A 17,640-nucleotide genomic window follows, 5' to 3' on the forward strand; every position below is an offset into this window, starting at 1 on the left:
GGGGTCAGCCCGCCGTCGCCACGCGGTTGCGGCCTTCCCGCTTCGCGCGGTAGAGCGCGGCATCGGCAGCCTCCAGCAACTCCGGCCACATCTCCGGCCCGACGCTGGCGGCGGCGATGCCGATGCTCGCGGTGATCGCGACCTCCGCGCCGGTATCGAGCAGAACGGGCTCGGCTTCGATCAGACGCCGAAGCCGCTCGGCCAGCTCGACGAGCATGTCGGGATCGGCCGCGCTGCCATCCAGGACGAGGACGGCGAACTCCTCCCCGCCAAAGCGGGCGATGACGTCCTCCTCGCGCAGTCCGTCCTGTAGGCGCTGGGCGAGCGCCCGCAGGGCGGCGTCGCCGGCAATGTGGCCGAGCTCGTCGTTGATAGCCTTGAAGTGATCGATGTCGAGCAAGATGAGCCCGATCTGCCGGTCCTTTTTGGATGTACGAGCGATTCGCTCGACGAGTCTTTCGAGGGCGCCGCGGTTCATGACGCCGGTCAGCCCGTCGGTGTCGGCCTGGCGCCGGAGGCGGGCCGTCAGCCGCAGTCTTTCGGTGTCGAGCTGCTCGCGTTCGATCAGCCGCCGACGCAGGGTTTCCAGCGCCTGGAACAGGTCCCGCATCTCGCTGCGCAGCTGGCCCGGCGCGGCGGGTTGGTGCAACCTGCCGTTCGCCAAATCGACGACGCGGGCGCGCGCAAGCATGAGCGGCCGGAAAAGGAAGCGCCGGCTGACGAACAGCAGCGCCAGTTCGACCGCGACCACCAGCGCCATGCCGATGGCCGCAACGATGAAATCCGCCCGGGCATGGCGATAGGTTGCATTGAAGCGGTCGGCGACAGCAGCGATGAAGCGGTCGCGCAATTGCCCGATAGGCTGGAAGCTCGGCACGAGCACATCGGTGAAGGATTCCGGCGTTCCGCGATATCGGCCCGCGTCGAGCTGCTGCCGCGTGTCGTCGAGCAACCGTATTCCCTGGTTGAAGAAGAGCTCTTCGGTGGCCTGATGAGCCTGAGCGACAAGCGGAGCCGCACGCGTGCTGGTTTGCGAGCTGGTGAGCCGCCACAGCTCGAGGACGCGGCCGCGCACCTGGTCGAAGGCGGCTTGCGACGGGCCGGCCAGCGGTTCGCCGCGCACGATCGAAATGACCAGATAGGAGCCCAGACGGCCGGCATAGTCGCGAAGCTCGCCGAGCATATAGGCCACCAGAGCCTGGCCGATCAGCGCTGAATCGCCTGCCAGAAGCTTGTCCATCGCGGCATTGGTGAGCGGGTGGGTCGCGTCGTAAACGGCGAACATCGAGAAGATCGCCTTTTCCACGGCATCGTGGTCACGTTGCGTCAGCGGACGCGCCAGCAGAGCGTCGACCTGCCCGCGAGCGCCGTCGAGTTGCGCGCGCATAGGCGCGACATCGGGAGCGAGCGAAGCCGGGATCCGCGCGATCGCGGCGTCGCTCGACGTTCGGAAGGCTCGCAGCCGCTCTCGCACCGGGTCCGGCTCCGTCGGCTCGCGCCCGAGAGCCGAATTGGTTGGGCCTCGCTCGGCCGAGACATGGTAGGCGGCATCGAGCACCACCCGAAAGGCGTCGAGGCGGGCGAGCGTGCGGGCGCTGCTGCTGAGCGCGCCGTAATGATGCCAGAGCAGGCTCGCTCCCAGCATCATGGAGCAGGCGAGCACAAGCCCGATCGCTGCGAGCGCAGACTGTGTGAGGGTCAGTTGCCGGACGCGCATGATGCGACGCGTGGGTATCCTCGCTCTCGGGAACGGCTCCGTCAGCCTTCCGTGGGGTCGCGCTCCAGCTCGATATCACTCCGGACAGATTGTGGAAAGTGCAGTGCACAATGGATCCCTCAGGCGTCGTCGCGCGCCTGAGAGGTCGACGTGGGAGCCGGGCGGCGGCCTCAGCTCGCGAGCACGCGTTGGGGCGGGAACGTGATCTCGACCAGCGTGCCTTCCTTCTTGACGCTGGTGATCGACATCGCCGCGCGATTGGCCTCGACCAGCGCCTTGGTCAGCGGCAGGCCGAGCCCGGTGCCGCCGGCACGGCGCGTCGTCGGCACCTGGCGGAAGGGTTCGAGCGCGAGCTTCAGCTCGTCGTCATCCATGCCGATGCCGGTATCGCGCACCCGCAGGATCGCCTCGCCCTGGTCGCCGAGCGCGGTCGAGATGATGACCTGGCCGCCGGCATCGGTGAACTTCACCGCATTGGAAAGCAGGTTGATCGCGATCTGGCGGATCGAGCGCTCGTCGGCGACGACGGGCGGCAGCTTCGGCGAGAGCCCCGAGCGCAGCACGACGCGGCCGCGTTGCGCTTCAGGCTGCAGCAGCGCCACGGTCGACAGCGCGATCTCGTTCAGATTGACGCTCGCGAAGTCGAGATCGAGCTTGCCCGCCTCGATCTTGGCGAGGTCGAGCAGGTCGTTGACGAGGCTGATGACGTAGCCGCCCGACTGATGGATGTCGCGCAGATATTCCTTGTAGCGCTCGTTGGCGATCGGGCCGAAGCGCTCTTCCGCCATGACTTCGGCGAAGCCGATGATGGCGTTGAGCGGCGTGCGGATCTCGTGGCTGATCTTGGCGAGCACGTCGGATTTCTGCGCGCTCGCCATCTCCGCCGCCTTGCGCGCATCGACCAGCTCGCCCTCGGTCTTCTTCCAGGCGGTGATGTCGCGCAGCACCGCGCAGAAGCGCGGCTCGGCACCATGCGCGATCTGCCCCATGGTCATGAACAGCGGGATCTTGCCGCCCTGGCGCACCCGGCCCTGCACCTCGCGCCCATCGTTCAGCACCGAGGCGACGCCGCCGCCCTTCAGGCCTTCGAGATAGTCGAGGGCCGGGGCATGGCTCTCACCGGCGAAGAGCAGCGTGAACAGTTCGCCGGTCACCTCGCGCTGATCGTAGCCGAACAGCGCCTCGGCCGCCTTGTTGAGCGACAGGATGCGCCCGCGATCATCCACCGTGACCACGCCGTCGGTCGCCGTGTCCAGCATGGCGGTGAGCTCGGCGATGCGGCCGTCGCGGGCCTCGGCATCGAGCTGGAGTGCCTCGACGCGCGCCGCCGATTCGGCCTCCTCAGCGGCAAACTCGGCCGCGAGCTCGGCTTCTTCCGCCTCTTCCGGCGTCAGCACCTTGACCTCGCCGCCGCCATTCGGATGGCGGAAGGCCATGAGCGTCGCCGGCTCGTCCAGCCAGCTCACGCTGGAGAGGACGGCATCGACGCTGACCAGATGACCGAGGCGATCGATCAGCTTCATCGCGCCGCCTTCTGCGCGCGATGCTTCCTTGATCAGGCGGCTGACATTGCCGCCGGCCTTCAGATCGGCGAGGTCGGCGAAGTCGAGCAGATCGAGCAAGGTGCGGTTGGCATAGAGCGCCTCGTCGCCGCGATTGACCAGGACTGCGATGGGCAGTCGGTCGAGTACGTCGGCATGGGAATTACGTTGCCGTGCCGGGGCCGGGGCCGAGTCGGCTTCGACCGCCGGCCTCTCGGCGGCGGCCACCTCTGCCTGCTCCTTGACCTGCAGCGGCGCGACCGGCGGCAGGCGCGGGCCGCCCGGCTCCTCGTCGCCGGCCAGGCGGGCGCCCAGCGCTTTGGCGATCTCGCGGAAGGCATTGCGCTCGGCCGAGCTCAGATGCGGCTTCGACGGCTCTAGAAGCGGACGTAGCGCCGTCACAGTGCCGCCGTTGCGCAATGGAACGATGTTGTCGGCAGGGGGCACCGACCCCGCAGCGGGCTGCTCGTCGTCCGGTCGGTCGGCGGAGGGAGCTTCGGATTCGTCGCGCGCTGCCGCGAGCGGCAACTCGTCGCTATCCTCAGGGCGGTTTTCCGCTTCAGGCGCCGCTTCGCGTTCCGCCGTGCTCACCATGGACGACTCGGCCGCCTCATCGGCTTGCGGCAGTTCCGCCTCTACGTCCGCGATGGTGTGCATTTCCCCGGCAGGTTCATCCTGCTGCTTCGCATCCTCTTCCGCTAGGGCCTCCGCTGGCCCAGCAGGGGCGTTCGCAGCAGCCTGTTCGGGCGCGACAGCGGCTGCAAGGAACGGCTCGCGCTCGTTCAAGCGGGCAATGCCGAAGCCGCGGAAACCGGCGAGTGCGCGGGCCGCATCGAGGACAGGCACGCCAGACAGCTCGACGCGCGCGCCTTCACCGGCGGTGTCCGTCTGCCAGAGCAGATTGTGGCCGCTCCAGGTCGTGGCCGTGCCGAGCCGCTCGATCAGCCCGCCATCGCGGTCGAGAATGGTGGAGCCGACGAGATCCTGCCAGCGTCGGCCGATCAGCCTGTCTGCAGCGTCGGCACCTGTCAGGAAGACGATCTGGTCGGACAGCTTGGTCAGCCGGGCTTCGCCGTCGCTCTGCCAGAGGAAGCGGATCGTCGACGGGCGGGGCGGGGCGGGCGAATCGGTCCCCTCGGACGGAGTGGCCGTCGCGGTTATGGTCGGCGTCGACTCAGCCTTCGGGGGTATCGTGATGCCGAGCCGGCGCAGCTCGGCAGCGGGGATGGCGATCGCCAGGACGGTCTGACCGTCCGGGCAGGGCAGGAGCTTGCAGCCGCAGGTGAGGGGGATGGCTGCGAAGCCGGAGGTCAGGCGCAGTCGTTCGAGGCGGATGCCAGCCGCGGAGGCAAGGCCACCCGCGAGCGCATCGAGCCGCTGACGCGCCTGATTCGGAACCGCGGCATCTGCCCCCTTGCCGCCGAGCAATGCCCACCCGGCGTCGTTCGCAAATCCGGGGCGCCCGGCGGTCGCGTCCCAGAGCAGCAGGGCGCCGCCCGCGGCAAAGGACGCAAGCGCAGCGTCTTCAGCCGCCGCCACGCCCCGTCGCGCCCAGTCATCTCCGGATTCGCTCATGCCTGCCCGCTCGTTCGATCCGCGCCCGTTATGCCTAATGAAAGCTTAATAGCTCCCAAACGGCGGCGAATCCATGGAGCCGAAGATTGCTCTCCCGCTTCTCCTCGAAACAGCGTTAACATGCGCGGCGTCGCAGATGTCACGTTATTGTCATTGCGATGCAACAATGATATTGCAGTGCACAATTACGTAGGATTGGCTGACGAGGCGACAGGAGGATCCCATGAACGGCAAGCTGCCTTATGAAGTTCCGACCGAGATGAGAGAATTCGCTGAGCGTAGTGTCGAACAGGCTCGCAAGGCCTTCGACGGTTTCATTGGCGCGGCTCAGAAGGCTGTTGACAGCGCCCATGGCTCCGCCGAGAGCGCCCGAGCCAACACCCATGATGCGACCCGCAAGGCCATAGCCTATGCCGAGAATAACGTCGCGGCGGCCTTCGACTTCGCCCAGAAGCTGGTGAAGTCCAAGGATCTCACCGAAGTCATGCAGCATCAGTCGGATTTCCTGAAGTCGCAGATGGCGGCGTTGCAGGACCAGCTCAAGGATGTCGGCGCTGCCGCGCAGGAAGCTGCGGCCAAGGCTGCCGAGACCGTGAGCAAGGCCACCAAGGGCGGCCGCTGAGCCGCATTGGCCGGCGCTGATCGCGCCGGCACCGTATCGGGCCGGGCCTTGCGCCCGGTCTCCGCTGTTTGCTGCTGAAGGAGAGCCGTCATGGTCAAGCCTGCTCCCACCAGGACGACGTCCAAGGTCCCGGTCAGCCTGCCCCCGGTGAGGGCGCTATCGTCCTCATCCGCCGAGCCGCTTGCTGAAACGCCGCCGTCGGCGAATGCCGAGGCCCGCCCCGTCGCTGGCGCGGCGGTTCCGCCTCCAGCCGCTCCTGCGAGCCAAGCCGCTGCGAAACCCGCTTCTCCGACCGCTGCCGCTCCGGTGGTGACCCAGACGCCATTGGCGCCCGAGAAGCCGGCTTCACCCGCCATTCCGGCGCCGGCGCGGACCGATGCAACTGCTCCGGCCAAGGCGAATCAGTCTGATGAAGCGCCGGCTTCCGCGCTTGCGGTGAAGTCTGCCCCCGCCGAGAGGCGCATTGAGAAGCCGGCGGCGAAGATCCTTGCGCCCAAGATTTCGGCCAAGGCCCCGGAGGCCGCGCCGAAGGCAGAGGTCGCCAAAGCTGCCGTTTCTCCGAAGACCGCCCCGCAAGAGATCGCCCCGCGCGGCAACGCCGCGCCGGTCGGGGCGAAGCCGGCTCCAAAACCGGCGCAGGCGGTCGAAGCCGCCGCGCCGTCTGCCCCGGCGGTCAAGCCGGCCGAGCCGGTCTCCGCGCCCGTGGCGGCCAAGCTGATCCAGCCGGTTTCACTCGATTCGCTGCCGCTGCCGCGTCCGCCCGAGGCTGCCGCCGTCGCATCCGCGACCATCATGAGCCAGGCGCTGACGATGGCGCGGGCCTTCGGCGCCTTGCAGGCCCATATGCTCGACCATGCCTGCGCCGAACTCGAGGCGACGTTGCGCGATGCTCAAACCCTGGCGCGCAGCAACAGCGCCTCTGAGGCGATCACGCTTCAGGCCAAGGCAGTCCGCCGCAGCTACGAATCCTATGCGGAGCACCTGAAGGAGCTCGCCCGCGTCGCCAATACGGCGCTGCGCAAGGACTAGGCGCGACGACATCATCGGCGCACTGACGGGTGCGCCGAAATTCCTGCGGAAGAAATCGAATTCCGCGGTTGCAAAAACGGAACGTCGGCACTAGGGTCCGCGCCGCTGGTGACCCCCGCTGCGGCGGCAGGGTCCCATGCCCCGGGTACGGGCAGCCATAGCTCAGTTGGTTAGAGCGCTAGATTGTGGATCTAGAGGTCCCCCGTTCAAGCCGGGGTGGCTGTACCACCTTTTTGTTTTTCTCTCATCGTCATGCGGTGCGGTTCGCTGCCGCCGCATCCTCCCTCCTCTTGAAGAGCGGCCACGGCTTCGCCATATCGTGGACAAGCGAAAGGGTTCGCCTTTCGCCCGCGGGATGCTGCCGGCGGCGGGTCCCGATGTTCGTGAGGCGCCTTTCGAGGGCCTGGTAGAGATGACGCGTACGCCTAGCCTGTCCCACCCGTTCCTGCTCGGCTTCGACGATATCGAGCGTGCGCTCGATCGCGTCGCTAAGGGCGCGAGCGAGGGTTACCCGCCCTATAATATCGAGCGGTTGCCTCGGACGGAGGACGAGCCCGACTGTCTGCGGATCACGCTGGCTGTAGCGGGCTTCTCGCGCGAGCAGCTCGAGATCACGCTGGAGGAGAACCAGCTGACGATCCGGGGCCGGCAGAGCGATGACAAGAATCGGCAATTCCTGCATCGCGGCATCGCTGCCCGGCAATTCCAGCGGAGCTTCCTGCTGGCCGAAGGAATGCAGGTTCTCGGCGCCGATCTGTCGAACGGCCTGCTTGCAATTGATCTCGTCAGGCCGGAACCGGAACGGCTCATCCGGCGTATCGATATCATGAGCCGAAAGTAGAGGACGGGTCGCCGTCCGGCGTTGAAGGATGCGGCAGCGGTTTTCGCATCTGTTCATAATTGAAGGCGCAGTATCAGAACCGCATTCGCACTGCTCTGAAGGAGGGCGCGATGAAACAGGACAGAATCCTAATCCAGGCCGACCCGCTGACCCCTGCGGAATTCGCCGCGCTCGGCACCGGCGAGGTCGCCTACGTCAAGTCGATGACCTCTGACGAGCTGATGCGGATCTTTCCGCAGGCTCCGAAGATCGAGTCCGGCTTGCTGCTCTTCACCTTGCTCTCGGCCGACGGCGCGCCGATCCTCGTCACGGATTCGCGCGAGGCCGCGACGGCCAATGCCTGGGAGCATGATCTGAAGATGGTCAGCGTTCACTGACGCTGACCAGGCTCCTGCCGCTCAGGGCGCGGTCGCCATCCCGGCGACCGCCGATTGCAGCCTCACAATATCGTCCGGCATGGACAGGCGGTGATCGCCGTCCTTGATCAGCGTCAGCACCACCGGATCGCCGCTGAGATGTTCGACGAGCTTCAGCGCCTGGCGCCATGGCACGTCGGGATCGCGCATGCCCTGCAGGATATGGACAGGGCAGCCGGCCTTGATCTCGCCGCCGAACATCAGGTGCCGGCGCCCGTCCTCTATCAGGGCGCGGGTGATCGGTGTCGGATCGGGTGAATACTCGGAAGGGCGGTGCCAGACGCCTTCGTCGAGGATTTCCCGGCGGATGGCGTCAGGCATCTGTGCCCACATCAGCTCCTCGGAGAAATCGACGGCGGGCGCGATCAGCACGAGGCCTGCGGGTTGCAGCGGCGTGCCGAACAGGCGGCGCGCCGCGAGCAGGGCAATCCAGCCGCCCATCGAGGATCCCACGAGGATCGGGCTCTGCCGGCATTGGGTCTGGATGACCGCAAGCGCGTCCGCCAGCCAATCCGACAGGGTGAAGCCGGCGAAGTCGCCTTCGCTCTCGCCATGCCCGCCATAGTCGAAGCGCAGATAGGCTCTCCCCGTGTCGCGGGCCCAGTCCGCCAGCGCCTCGGCCTTGGTCGCGCGCATGTCGGACCGGAAGCCGCCGAGCCAGACCACGGGCGCTCCCGTGCCGTCCTGGATGAGATAGGCGAGGCGGCGCCCGGTGGGGCCGTCTCCGACCTCGAGCCATTGCGGCGGCTGGCGCTCCACGGCAAATCTCCTGTGACGAATCACGCGGCCGCGGCGATTAAAGGCTGCGGCGGCTCTCCGATAGGGGCATATTCGCCCCAACGAATGAAAGTCCAGACCAAGAGAGCATGTCCTTCAAACCGGGTGCCCATCTTTCGCTGCCTTCCACCGAAACGCATCCGCTGGCGGGGCGGACGATCCTGCAGATCATTCCGGAGCTCGAGGCGGGCGGTGCCGAGCGGACTGCGGTCGACATCGCCAAGGGGCTGACCGATGTGGGCGCCCGCGCGCTAGTCGCGACCGAGGGCGGGCGTCTCGTCGCCGAGCTGCAGGCCAAGGGCGGGGTCTGGCTGCCTTTCCCCGCGGCCTCGAAGAACCCGATCGCCATGGCGCTCAACATTCGTAAGCTCCTGCTGCTCTGCCGGCAGGAGGGGGTGGAATTGATCCATGCCCGCTCGCGCGCCCCTGCCTGGGTCGCGCTCGGCGCGGCGCGGCTCCTGAAACTGCCCTTCGTCACCACCTATCACGGCTCCTACAACAGCCGCTCGGCGGTGAAGACGCTCTATAATTCGGTGATGGCGCGCGGTGATGTCGTCATCGCCAATTCCGGCTACACGGCTGAGCTGATTCTCTCGAAGCATCCGATGGCGCGGGACCGGATCAGGGTGGTCAATCGCGGCACCAATTTCTCGGCCTTTGCACCGGCGGCGGTTGGGGCGGATCGGATCCAGGCGTTGCGCAAGGCCTGGGGCGTCGAACCGCATCAGCGCATCGTGCTGCTGCCCGGCAGGCTGACCGGCTGGAAGGGCCAGCGCGTCCTGATCGAGGCTGCGCGCCTGATGCGTGACGGCGGTGATACCGATACCGCCTTCATCCTCGCCGGCGACGCCCAAGGGCGCGACGGCTATGTGAAGGAACTCGACGGGCTTATCGCCAAGGCCGGGCTGGAAGGCCGCGTCCGGCGTGTCGGCCATTGCACGGATATGCCGGCGGCGATGCTTTCGGCTGCGGTCGTCGCCGTGCCATCGACCGAGCCCGAAGCCTTCGGACGCGTCGCGGTGGAGGCACAGGCGATGGGCGCGCCCGTCGTGGTCTCCGATCTCGGTGCGGTGCCCGAAACGGTGCTCGCCCCGCCGCAAGTCACTCCCGGCGAGCGCACCGGGTGGCGCGTCCCGCCCGGCGATGCGTCCGCTTTGGCGGCCGGTCTCGCCGAAGCGCTGTCGCTGCGGCCTTCCGCGCGCGATGCGCTGGCGAGGAGGGCGCGCGAGCATGTCGAGAAGCATTTTTCGCTGGAAGCGATGGTAACCGAGACCCTCGACGTCTATTGCGCGCTGCTGGAGCGTTGAGGCGTCAAGGCGCGGGCGAATGCCTGTCGCAGCGGTGTCATGCATTGACATCGCGCCTCTTTATGCAATGTGTCTGAATCAACGGCGCGGACTGCGCCAAATACAGGAGAATACCCCATTCGTCGCCCTTACCGTGCTGCCCCGGCCCCGACCAAGGAAGGCCCCCGCTCGAACCGTGATATCCGCGGAGTTCGCGAGGTACAGCTGATCGACGACACGGGCGCCAACCGTGGCGTGGTGTCGTTCTTCGAGGCGCTGAAGATCGCTGAGGATGCCGGTCTCGATCTGGTCGAGATCGCCCCGAATTCCGTTCCGCCCGTCTGCAAGATCCTTGATTACGGCCGCTTCCGCTTTCTCGAGCAGAAGAAGGCTTCCGAGGCGCGTAAGAAGCAGCGCACCATCGAGATCAAGGAGATCAAGCTCCGGCCCGGCATCGACAAGCACGATTACGATGTGAAGATGAAGGCCATGCAGGGCTTCTTCGAGGAAGGCGACAAGGTGAAGGTCACCCTGCGCTTCCGCGGCCGCGAGATGGCGCATCAGGATCTCGGCGTGAAGGTGCTCGAGCGCGTCAAGGCCGATCTCGTCGAGATCGCCAAGGTCGAGAGCGACTGGCAGCTCGAAGGCCGCCAGATGGTGATGGTGCTCGCGCCGCGCTGAGGCGTGACCGGGCGCGTTTCTGTTCAGAATGCGGAAAAAGGGCGCCTCTGGCGCCCTTTTTCATGCGGGCTTGAGCAGAAGCCCGTCGAGCATGGCGTTGAAGGCGTCGGTCGCCGCCAGCAGGGCGGATTCGGGTTCGGGTGCATGCGCGATCCATTGCGCCGCATGCTGGGTCGCGCCGACGATCAGCCGCGCGATGGCCTCCGGATCAAGCGGGGCCAGCACGCCTTCGGCCACCAACTCGCCGAGCCCGTGCGTCATCATGCGGATGCAGTCGTTCTGGATCGGCCAGTTCCAGGGATCGCCGAGGACGGCGGGCCCGTCGCGCAGCACGATCTGCTGGATTTCCGGTTCGCGGGCCATGGCGAGATAGGCTGCGCATTCGTCGCGAAAGCCGGTCCAGCGATCCTGCGCCTTAGCCGAGACGGCACGCAGCCGCACCGTCATCTCGGCATCGATCTGGTCGAGGACGGCGGCGAACAGGCCCTTCTTGTCGCCGAAATGATGATAGAGCGCGCCGCGGGTGAGCCCCGCCGCAGCGGTCAGATCATCCATCGACGCAGCCGCATAGCCGACCGTGCCGAACGCCTCGCGTGCGGCGGCGATCAGGCTGGCGCGGGTTTCCGCGATCATGTCGGCGCGAAGCCTGCGAGCCATCATTTCCCTTTCACATACGTCTCGTACGTTAATTGACATACGAGATGCATGCAATTATCCATTCGCATACGCGGCGTATGTCCGCTTCCTTCGGGACAATCATGCCTAATCCCTACCGTGAGATCTTCCGGGTGCCCGGCGCCCTCGCTTTTTCGTCCGCCGGCTTCGTTGCACGCCTGCCAGCCTCGATGGTCGGCCTCGGCATCGTGACGATGCTGTCGGAGCGGCGCGGCGAATATGCCATCGCCGGTGCCGTCGCCGCGACCTTCGCGCTCGCGAGCGCGCTGATCACGCCGCAGGTCTCGCGCCTCGTCGATCGCTATGGCCAGCGCCGCGTGCTGATGCCGGCTGCGACTGCCGCTGTGCTTGCGCTGAGCGGCCTCATCCTCGCGACCTGGGCGGGCGCGCCGAGCTGGCTGCTCTTTGTCTTCGCGCTGCTCTCCGGGCTGATGCCGAGCATCGGCGCGATGGTCAGGGCACGCTGGACGGAGTTCTACCGGGATACACCGCAGCTGCGCACCGCCTTCGCCTTCGAATCGGTGGTCGACGAGGTCATCTTCATGGTCGGCCCGATCGTGGCGATCGGGCTCAGCGTCAGCCTTTTTCCCGAGGCCGGGCCGCTCGCCGCCATGATCTTCCTGATCGTCGGCGTGCCGCTGCTCTGCGCCCAGCGCCGTACCGAGCCGCCTGTCCGTGCCGACTCCGTGGGGATGGATGCCTCGGTCATCCGGCTCGGCGGTGTGCGGGTCGTGGTGCTCGCGATGATTGCGGTCGGCGCGATCTTCGGTACGGCCGAGATCACCGCCGTCGCTTTCGCCGAGGCGCAGGGGCAGAAGGCGATGGCGAGCGTGGTGCTGGCGATTTACGCGGCTGGCTCTCTCATCGTCGGCCTGGTCTTCGGGGCGCTCAGGCTGAGGGCGTCGCTCGCTACCCAGTTCGTCGCTGCCATAGCGCTCGCGGCGGCGACCACTCTGCCTTTGCTGGCGGTGACCGGCCTGACCTCTCTGGCTCTGGTCTTCTTCATGGCCGGCGCGGCCGTCTCGCCTACGATCATCATCGCCATGGGGCTGATCGAGCGGCTGGTGCCGCCGCGCCAGCTCACCGAGGGCATGACCTGGGGCATCACGGGCATCGGCATCGGCATGGCCTTCGGCGCCTCGGCCGCCGGCGCTCTGATCGATGCTTTCGGCGCCCGCAGCGGCTTCTGGATCTCGGTCGCGGCCGGGGCCGTCGCGCTGCTCGTCACGCTCGCCGGCTACAGCCGGCTGCTGGGCGAATGGAAGGAGACGGCGGTTTGCGAGCCGGCCTGATCGGCCGGCCCGCTTGTCGGCAGGTCAGCGGATCGGCGGGCCGTATTGCAGGCCGCCCTGCGTCCACAGCTTGTTGACGCCGCGCGGCAGCGGGTTGCTGGTCTTCGGGCCGAAATGGCGGTCGAAGCTCTCGCCGTAATTGCCGACGGCCTTGATGATGCGCACCACCCAGTCATTGGTCAGGCCGAGACCCTCGCCGAACTTGCCCTCGGCGCCGAGCATGCGGCGGATTTCCGGGTTCTGCGAGGTCTTCGCCAGCTCTTCGACATTGGCCTGGGTGACGCCGAGTTCCTCGGCATTGATCGTCGCGAACACGGTCCAGCGCACGAGATCGAACCAGGCCGGGTCGTTCTTGCGAACCCAGGGGCCAAGCGGCTCCTTGGAGATGACCTCCTGAAGGAGCATGTGCTCGTCGGGATCCTTCAGCCTGCCGCGCGTGCCGGCGAGTGCGGAGAGATCGGTGGTATAGGCGTCGCAGCGGCCGGCCTCATAGGCCTGCACTGTATCCTCCAGGGTTGCGAAGGCGACGGTCTCGAACTTGATGCCGTGGGTGCGGCCGTAATCGGCGAGGTTCAGCTCCGTGGTCGTGCCCTGCGCGACGCAGACCGAGGCGCCGTTCAGGTCCTTCACCGTGTTCACGCCGAGCTTCTTGCGGACGATGAAGCCCTGGCCGTCATAATAGTTGATGGCGGTGAAGCTGACGCCCTGGCCGATGTCGCGGCCGAGCGACCAGGTCGTGGTGCGGGCGAGCACGTCGATCTCGCCCGATTGCAGCGCGACGAGGCGGTTCTTGCTCGAGAGCGAGAGATAGCTCGCCTTGTCCTGGTCGTTGAAGATCGCCGCGGCCAGCGCCCGGCAGACATCGGTGTCGAAGCCGCGCCAGATGCCGTTCTTGTCCTGCAGGGAGAAGCCCGGCACGCCTTCGCTGGTGCCGCAGATGATGTTGCCGCGCGCCTTGATCTTATCGAGGGTCGATTGGGCAAGCGCAGGGGCACAGGCTGCTGCCGTCAGGGCGAGGCCTGCGGCGAGGCTGAGCAGAAGCTTCTTCACGGGGGATTCTCCAGATGCGGAACGCGCCTGTTGACCTTACGTTGTGACAGGCGTCTGAAGGAAGTGCGCGGATGGCTGCTGTTTTTATCGGCAGCCTCGCTCGGCATTGCCGGCTTCGCACTTGCCAGAACGGCACTTTTCTGCGATAGGGCCGGCCTTCGATCGCCCGGCTGATAAGGGCTGCCGTGGCGGTCGTGCTTTGCTTCCTGAAAGCAAGACATTGGCGACGCGTTCAAAAAAGCGCGATGCCGCGACCATTGAGGAGCTGAAATGCCCAAGATCAAGACTAAATCGGCCGCCAAGAAGCGGTTCAAGATCACCGGTACCGGCAAGGTGCTCTACGCCCAGGCCGGCAAGCGTCACGGGATGATCAAGCGGACCAACAAGCAGATCCGCAATCACCGCGGCACGACGACCCTCTTCGAGGGCGACGCTGCCAACGTGAAGAAGTACTTCCTCCCCAACGGCTGACGCCACCTGACATTCCGGAGATCATGACATGGCTCGCGTGAAACGGGGCGTTACTGCCCACGCCAAGCACAAGAAGACGCTGAAGGCCGCCAAGGGCTTCTATGGCCGCCGCAAGAATACGATCCGCGCCGCCAAGGCGGCCGTCGATCGCTCGATGCAGTACGCGTATCGCGACCGCAAGAACAAGAAGCGCTCGTTCCGCGCTCTCTGGATCCAGCGTCTCAACGCTGCGGTGCGTGAGCACGGCCTGACCTATTCGGTCTTCATCGGCGGCCTGATCAAGGCCGGCATCGAGCTCGACCGCAAGACCCTGTCCGCGATGGCGATCGACGACGTGGCCTCGTTCACGGCCGTGGTCGAGACCGTCAAGGGCGCGCTGGGCGCCGAAGCCAAGGCCGCCTGAGCGGACTGGCATCGCTGAATTGGAAAAGGCCGGCGGTGACGCCGGCCTTTTTCTTTGAATTCAAGTCTGCACGCTGCCGTTGCCAGGCGGGTTCCAGCCTTCGCCTGCGCCCTCGACGATGCGGTCATATGCCCGCTCGGGCGTGTCGGCGTAACTGAACAGCTTCAGATCCTCCGGGCGGATGAAGCCGGCGGCCTCCATCCGGTCGAGGTTGAGCAGGCCCTGCCAGTAACCGGAATCGTAGAGCACGATCGGCACTGGGGCCATCTTGCCCGTCTGCACCAGCGTCATGATCTCGAACAGCTCGTCGAGCGTGCCGAAGCCGCCGGGGAAGACCACCAGGGCGGCGGCGCGCATGGCGAGATGCATTTTGCGCATCGCGAAGTAGTGGAAGAGGAAGGTCAGGTCGGGTGTCGACCAGGCATTCGGCTCCTGCTCATGCGGCAGGGTAATGTTGAAGCCGATCGAGATGGCGCCTGCTTCGGTGGCGCCGCGATTGGCCGCTTCCATGATGCCGGGTCCGCCGCCCGTTGCGATGACGTGATGGCGTCCGGCCTCGCCATCCAGCAGCGCGCCGCCCCGTTCGGACGCGATGCGGCCGAATTGCCTTGCCGCTTCGTACCAGGGATTGCCCTCGCGCACCCGCGCCGAGCCGAAGACGACGATGGTCGAGACGACCCCGCGCGCCCTCAGATGATCTTCCGCCTTCTGGTACTCCAGCATGAAGCGCACGCCGCGGGTCGAATCGCCCAGGATGAAATCCGGGTCGAGCGCGGCGAGCCGGTAGGACGGCGCTTCCTTCTGATGGGTGTTGTCGGGCAAGGCATCCTCCTGCATCGGCACCGGCCAAGTTCGACCGGTTCGGCAAAGCGTCGCTTCGCTCTGGCATATGCCGACCGTTCCCGCTAGAACGCGCCGTTCCCACGCCTTCAACGCTTGCGACCCGTTCATGACCGATATCGCCACCCTGGAACGCGACGTCCTCGTTGCGATCGACACCGCCGCCGACGAAGCCGCCGTCGAGGATGTGCGGATTGCCGCGCTCGGCAAATCGGGCTCGATCTCGGCGCTGCTCAAGACTCTCGGCGCGATGACGCCGGATGAGCGCAAGGAAAAGGGGCCGCTGATCAACGGCCTGCGCGACCGCGTGCAGGGCGCGATCGCCGCCCGCAAGGAGGCGCTGGGCGAGGCGGCGCTGGAGGCCAGACTGGCCTCAGAGCGCGTCGACGTGTCGCTGCCGGTGCAGGACGGCCCGGAGGCGCGGGGCCGTATCCATCCGATCAGCCAGGTCATCGACGAGATCACCGCGATCTTCGGCGATATGGGCTTCGCCATCGCCGAAGGGCCGGATGTCGAGACCGACGACCTCAACTTCACCAAGCTGAACTTCCCGGTCGGTCACCCCGCCCGCGAGATGCACGACACTTTCTTCTTCGAGCCTGACGCCAATGGCGAGCGCAAGTTGCTGCGCACTCACACCTCGCCGGTGCAGGTCCGCACCATGCTGGCGCAGCAGCCGCCGATCCGCGTGATCTGCCCGGGCAGGACCTATCGCAACGATTCCGACCAGACCCACACGCCGATGTTCCATCAGGTCGAGGGGCTCGTCATCGACAAGTCGGCCCATCTCGGCCACCTGAAGTGGATATTGGAAGAGTTCTGCAAGTCGTTCTTCGAGATCGACGACGTGAAGATGCGCTTCCGCCCGTCCTTCTTCCCCTTCACCGAGCCTTCGATGGAGGTCGACATCCAGTGCTCGCGCAAGGGCGGCGAGATCCGCTTCGGCGAGGGTGACGACTGGCTGGAGATTCTCGGCTGCGGCATGGTCCACCCGAACGTGCTGCGCAATTGCGGGCTCGATCCCGAAGTCTATCAGGGCTTCGCCTGGGGCATGGGCATCGACCGCATCGCGATGCTGAAATACGGCATGGCGGACCTGCGCCCCTTCTTCGAGGCGGATGTGCGCTGGCTCGCCCATTACGGCTTCCGCCCGCTCGACCTGCCGACGCTGACGGGCGGCCTCTCCTCATGATGCTGCTGGCGGGGCAGGGGAGGGCGCGATGACGCCTGCAGGCTGGGCGGCGCTGTTTGCCGGGCTGCTGAGCGCGACGAACCTGGCGAGCCAGGCGATCGCGCTGTGGCGCCTGCGTTGGCCCATGCAGCGCTCCGCCCTGCTCGCCGAGCTGCCGCCGGTCACGATCGTCAGGCCGGTGCGCGGCATCGAGGCCTTCAGCCGCGAGACGGCGGTCTCCGGCCTGGAGCTCGACTATCCCCGCTACAGCACGATCTTCTGCGTCGCCGACGCGCATGATCCGATCATCCCGCTGATCGAGGAGCTGATCGGCATCTATGGCACCGAGAAGGTCCGGCTGATCGTCGGCGACGTCCCCGTCAGCGCCAATCCCAAGCTCAACAACTGCGTGCGCGGCTGGGAAGAGGCGACGACCGACTGGGTCATCCTCGCCGATTCCAACGTGCTGATGCCGAAGGACTATATCCAGCGCATGCTCGCCGCCTGGCGGTCCGATACCGGCCTCGTCTGCTCGACGCCGGCGGGTTCCCGGCCACAAAGCTTCGGCGCCGAGGTCGAATGCGCCTTCCTCAACGCATTCCAGGCGCGCTGGCAATATGTCGGCGAAGCGCTGGGGCTCGGCTTCGCGCAGGGCAAGTCGATGCTCTGGAACAAGCCCTTCCTCGATGCGAATGGCGGCATCGCCGCGCTCGGCGCCGAGATTGCCGAGGATGCCGCTTCCACCAAGCTGGTGCGCGCGGCAGGCAGGCGCGTCCATCTCGTCGGGCAACCCTTCGAGCAGCCGCTTGGCCCACGTCGTCTCGCGGATGCGGTGCAGCGGCAGTTCCGCTGGGCACGGTTGAGGCGCGTCACCTTCCTGCCCTTCTTCATGCTGGAGCTTCTCTCCACACCGTTCCTTGCGGCCGTGCTGGCGGCCTTTGGTGCCTCCGCCGTGGGCTTGCCATTCTGGGCGCCGCCGCTGCTGGTGCTGCTGCTCTGGTATGCCGGCGACATCATTCTGTCGGCGAGCGTCGGCTGGTTCCTGAACTGGCGCACGCCGATCGCCATGCTCGCGCGCGACATCGCCTTCCCCGGCGTCTGGGCCTATGCCTTCGTCGGTGGCGAGGTGAGCTGGCGCGGCAACGCGATGAAGATCCGTGCCGACGGCGCCAACGAGCTCAACGATACGGCCCCGAAGCTTTCGGCGGCGAACGCGAAGATTTCCGACTGATCCGAAGATACTGACCCGATAG

17 protein-coding genes and 1 tRNA gene are annotated in these 17,640 nt (G+C 66.6%); 12 read left to right on the top strand and 6 right to left on the bottom strand.

The window, feature by feature from the left end:
* Positions 1-4 precede the first annotated feature (4 nt).
* Both AB4Z16_RS08785 and AB4Z16_RS08790 read right to left on the bottom strand, forming a co-directional pair.
* On the bottom strand, positions 5-1,717 hold the full coding sequence (locus tag AB4Z16_RS08785; protein ID WP_441510956.1) for a GGDEF domain-containing protein: 1,713 nt from the start codon (positions 1,715-1,717) through the stop codon (positions 5-7).
* 170 nt (positions 1,718-1,887) lie between these two features.
* Complete coding sequence (locus tag AB4Z16_RS08790; RefSeq protein WP_441510957.1) at positions 1,888-4,833, bottom strand: sensor histidine kinase; 2,946 nt, start codon at positions 4,831-4,833, stop codon at positions 1,888-1,890.
* Positions 4,834-5,056: 223 nt separating this feature from the next.
* Between AB4Z16_RS08790 and AB4Z16_RS08795 the strand changes: the two genes are divergently transcribed.
* The 5 genes from AB4Z16_RS08795 to AB4Z16_RS08815 all read left to right on the top strand — a co-directional run bounded on the left by AB4Z16_RS08795 (position 5,057) and on the right by AB4Z16_RS08815 (position 7,702).
* On the top strand, positions 5,057-5,455 hold the full coding sequence (locus tag AB4Z16_RS08795) for a phasin (protein ID WP_441510958.1): 399 nt from the start codon (positions 5,057-5,059) through the stop codon (positions 5,453-5,455).
* Between the two features lie 90 nt (positions 5,456-5,545).
* On the top strand, positions 5,546-6,484 hold the full coding sequence (locus tag AB4Z16_RS08800) for a phasin family protein (RefSeq protein ID WP_441510959.1): 939 nt from the start codon (positions 5,546-5,548) through the stop codon (positions 6,482-6,484).
* Between the two features lie 151 nt (positions 6,485-6,635).
* Positions 6,636-6,712: transfer RNA gene (locus AB4Z16_RS08805), tRNA-His, on the top strand.
* Positions 6,713-6,896: 184 nt separating this feature from the next.
* Positions 6,897-7,325 carry an Hsp20 family protein gene (locus AB4Z16_RS08810; RefSeq protein WP_441510960.1) on the top strand — a complete coding sequence of 143 codons (429 nt, stop codon included), beginning with the start codon at positions 6,897-6,899 and terminating at the stop codon, positions 7,323-7,325.
* Between the two features lie 110 nt (positions 7,326-7,435).
* Positions 7,436-7,702 carry a BQ00720 family protein gene (locus tag AB4Z16_RS08815; RefSeq protein WP_441510961.1) on the top strand — a complete coding sequence of 89 codons (267 nt, stop codon included), beginning with the start codon at positions 7,436-7,438 and terminating at the stop codon, positions 7,700-7,702.
* Between the two features lie 21 nt (positions 7,703-7,723).
* Here the strand turns inward: AB4Z16_RS08815 and AB4Z16_RS08820 are convergent, their stop codons facing one another.
* Positions 7,724-8,500 carry an alpha/beta hydrolase gene (locus AB4Z16_RS08820; protein WP_441510962.1) on the bottom strand — a complete coding sequence of 259 codons (777 nt, stop codon included), beginning with the start codon at positions 8,498-8,500 and terminating at the stop codon, positions 7,724-7,726.
* Positions 8,501-8,607: 107 nt separating this feature from the next.
* Between AB4Z16_RS08820 and AB4Z16_RS08825 the strand changes: the two genes are divergently transcribed.
* Positions 8,608-9,825: a glycosyltransferase family 4 protein gene (locus tag AB4Z16_RS08825; protein WP_441510963.1), complete on the top strand. Its 1,218-nt coding sequence runs from the start codon at positions 8,608-8,610 to the stop codon at positions 9,823-9,825.
* 117 nt (positions 9,826-9,942) lie between these two features.
* Positions 9,943-10,485, top strand: coding sequence for a translation initiation factor IF-3 (gene infC / locus AB4Z16_RS08830; protein ID WP_441468974.1), 543 nt, complete (start codon positions 9,943-9,945; stop codon positions 10,483-10,485).
* A 60-nt stretch (positions 10,486-10,545) separates the two neighbouring features.
* Here the strand turns inward: infC and AB4Z16_RS08835 are convergent, their stop codons facing one another.
* The gene (locus tag AB4Z16_RS08835) at positions 10,546-11,142 is read right to left on the bottom strand and encodes a TetR/AcrR family transcriptional regulator (protein WP_441510964.1); all 597 of its coding nucleotides are present in this window, start codon (positions 11,140-11,142) and stop codon (positions 10,546-10,548) included.
* Between the two features lie 101 nt (positions 11,143-11,243).
* On the opposite strand from AB4Z16_RS08835, the gene AB4Z16_RS08840 reads away from it, so the two are divergent.
* Positions 11,244-12,452 carry an MFS transporter gene (locus AB4Z16_RS08840; protein WP_441510965.1) on the top strand — a complete coding sequence of 403 codons (1,209 nt, stop codon included), beginning with the start codon at positions 11,244-11,246 and terminating at the stop codon, positions 12,450-12,452.
* A gap of 24 nt (positions 12,453-12,476) precedes the next feature.
* Here the strand turns inward: AB4Z16_RS08840 and AB4Z16_RS08845 are convergent, their stop codons facing one another.
* Positions 12,477-13,502: an amino acid ABC transporter substrate-binding protein gene (locus AB4Z16_RS08845; protein ID WP_441510966.1), complete on the bottom strand. Its 1,026-nt coding sequence runs from the start codon at positions 13,500-13,502 to the stop codon at positions 12,477-12,479.
* A 270-nt stretch (positions 13,503-13,772) separates the two neighbouring features.
* Between AB4Z16_RS08845 and rpmI the strand changes: the two genes are divergently transcribed.
* Positions 13,773-13,973, top strand: a complete 201-nt coding sequence (gene rpmI / locus AB4Z16_RS08850; RefSeq protein ID WP_066718776.1) for a 50S ribosomal protein L35 — start codon at positions 13,773-13,775, stop codon at positions 13,971-13,973.
* Between the two features lie 28 nt (positions 13,974-14,001).
* Positions 14,002-14,376, top strand: a complete 375-nt coding sequence (gene rplT / locus AB4Z16_RS08855; RefSeq protein ID WP_265052281.1) for a 50S ribosomal protein L20 — start codon at positions 14,002-14,004, stop codon at positions 14,374-14,376.
* Between the two features lie 60 nt (positions 14,377-14,436).
* Here rplT and AB4Z16_RS08860 read toward each other — a convergent pair whose 3' ends face one another.
* Positions 14,437-15,213 carry an LOG family protein gene (locus tag AB4Z16_RS08860; protein WP_441511189.1) on the bottom strand — a complete coding sequence of 259 codons (777 nt, stop codon included), beginning with the start codon at positions 15,211-15,213 and terminating at the stop codon, positions 14,437-14,439.
* Positions 15,214-15,325: 112 nt separating this feature from the next.
* On the opposite strand from AB4Z16_RS08860, the gene pheS reads away from it, so the two are divergent.
* Both pheS and AB4Z16_RS08870 read left to right on the top strand, forming a co-directional pair.
* Complete coding sequence (gene pheS, locus AB4Z16_RS08865) at positions 15,326-16,408, top strand: phenylalanine--tRNA ligase subunit alpha (RefSeq protein ID WP_441510967.1); 1,083 nt, start codon at positions 15,326-15,328, stop codon at positions 16,406-16,408.
* 28 nt (positions 16,409-16,436) lie between these two features.
* On the top strand, positions 16,437-17,618 hold the full coding sequence (locus AB4Z16_RS08870) for a ceramide glucosyltransferase (RefSeq protein ID WP_441510968.1): 1,182 nt from the start codon (positions 16,437-16,439) through the stop codon (positions 17,616-17,618).
* Positions 17,619-17,640: the final 22 nt, after the last annotated feature.

This window comes from Allobosea sp. TAF32 (genome assembly GCF_052113585.1).
Classification (GTDB): domain Bacteria; phylum Pseudomonadota; class Alphaproteobacteria; order Rhizobiales; family Beijerinckiaceae; genus Allobosea.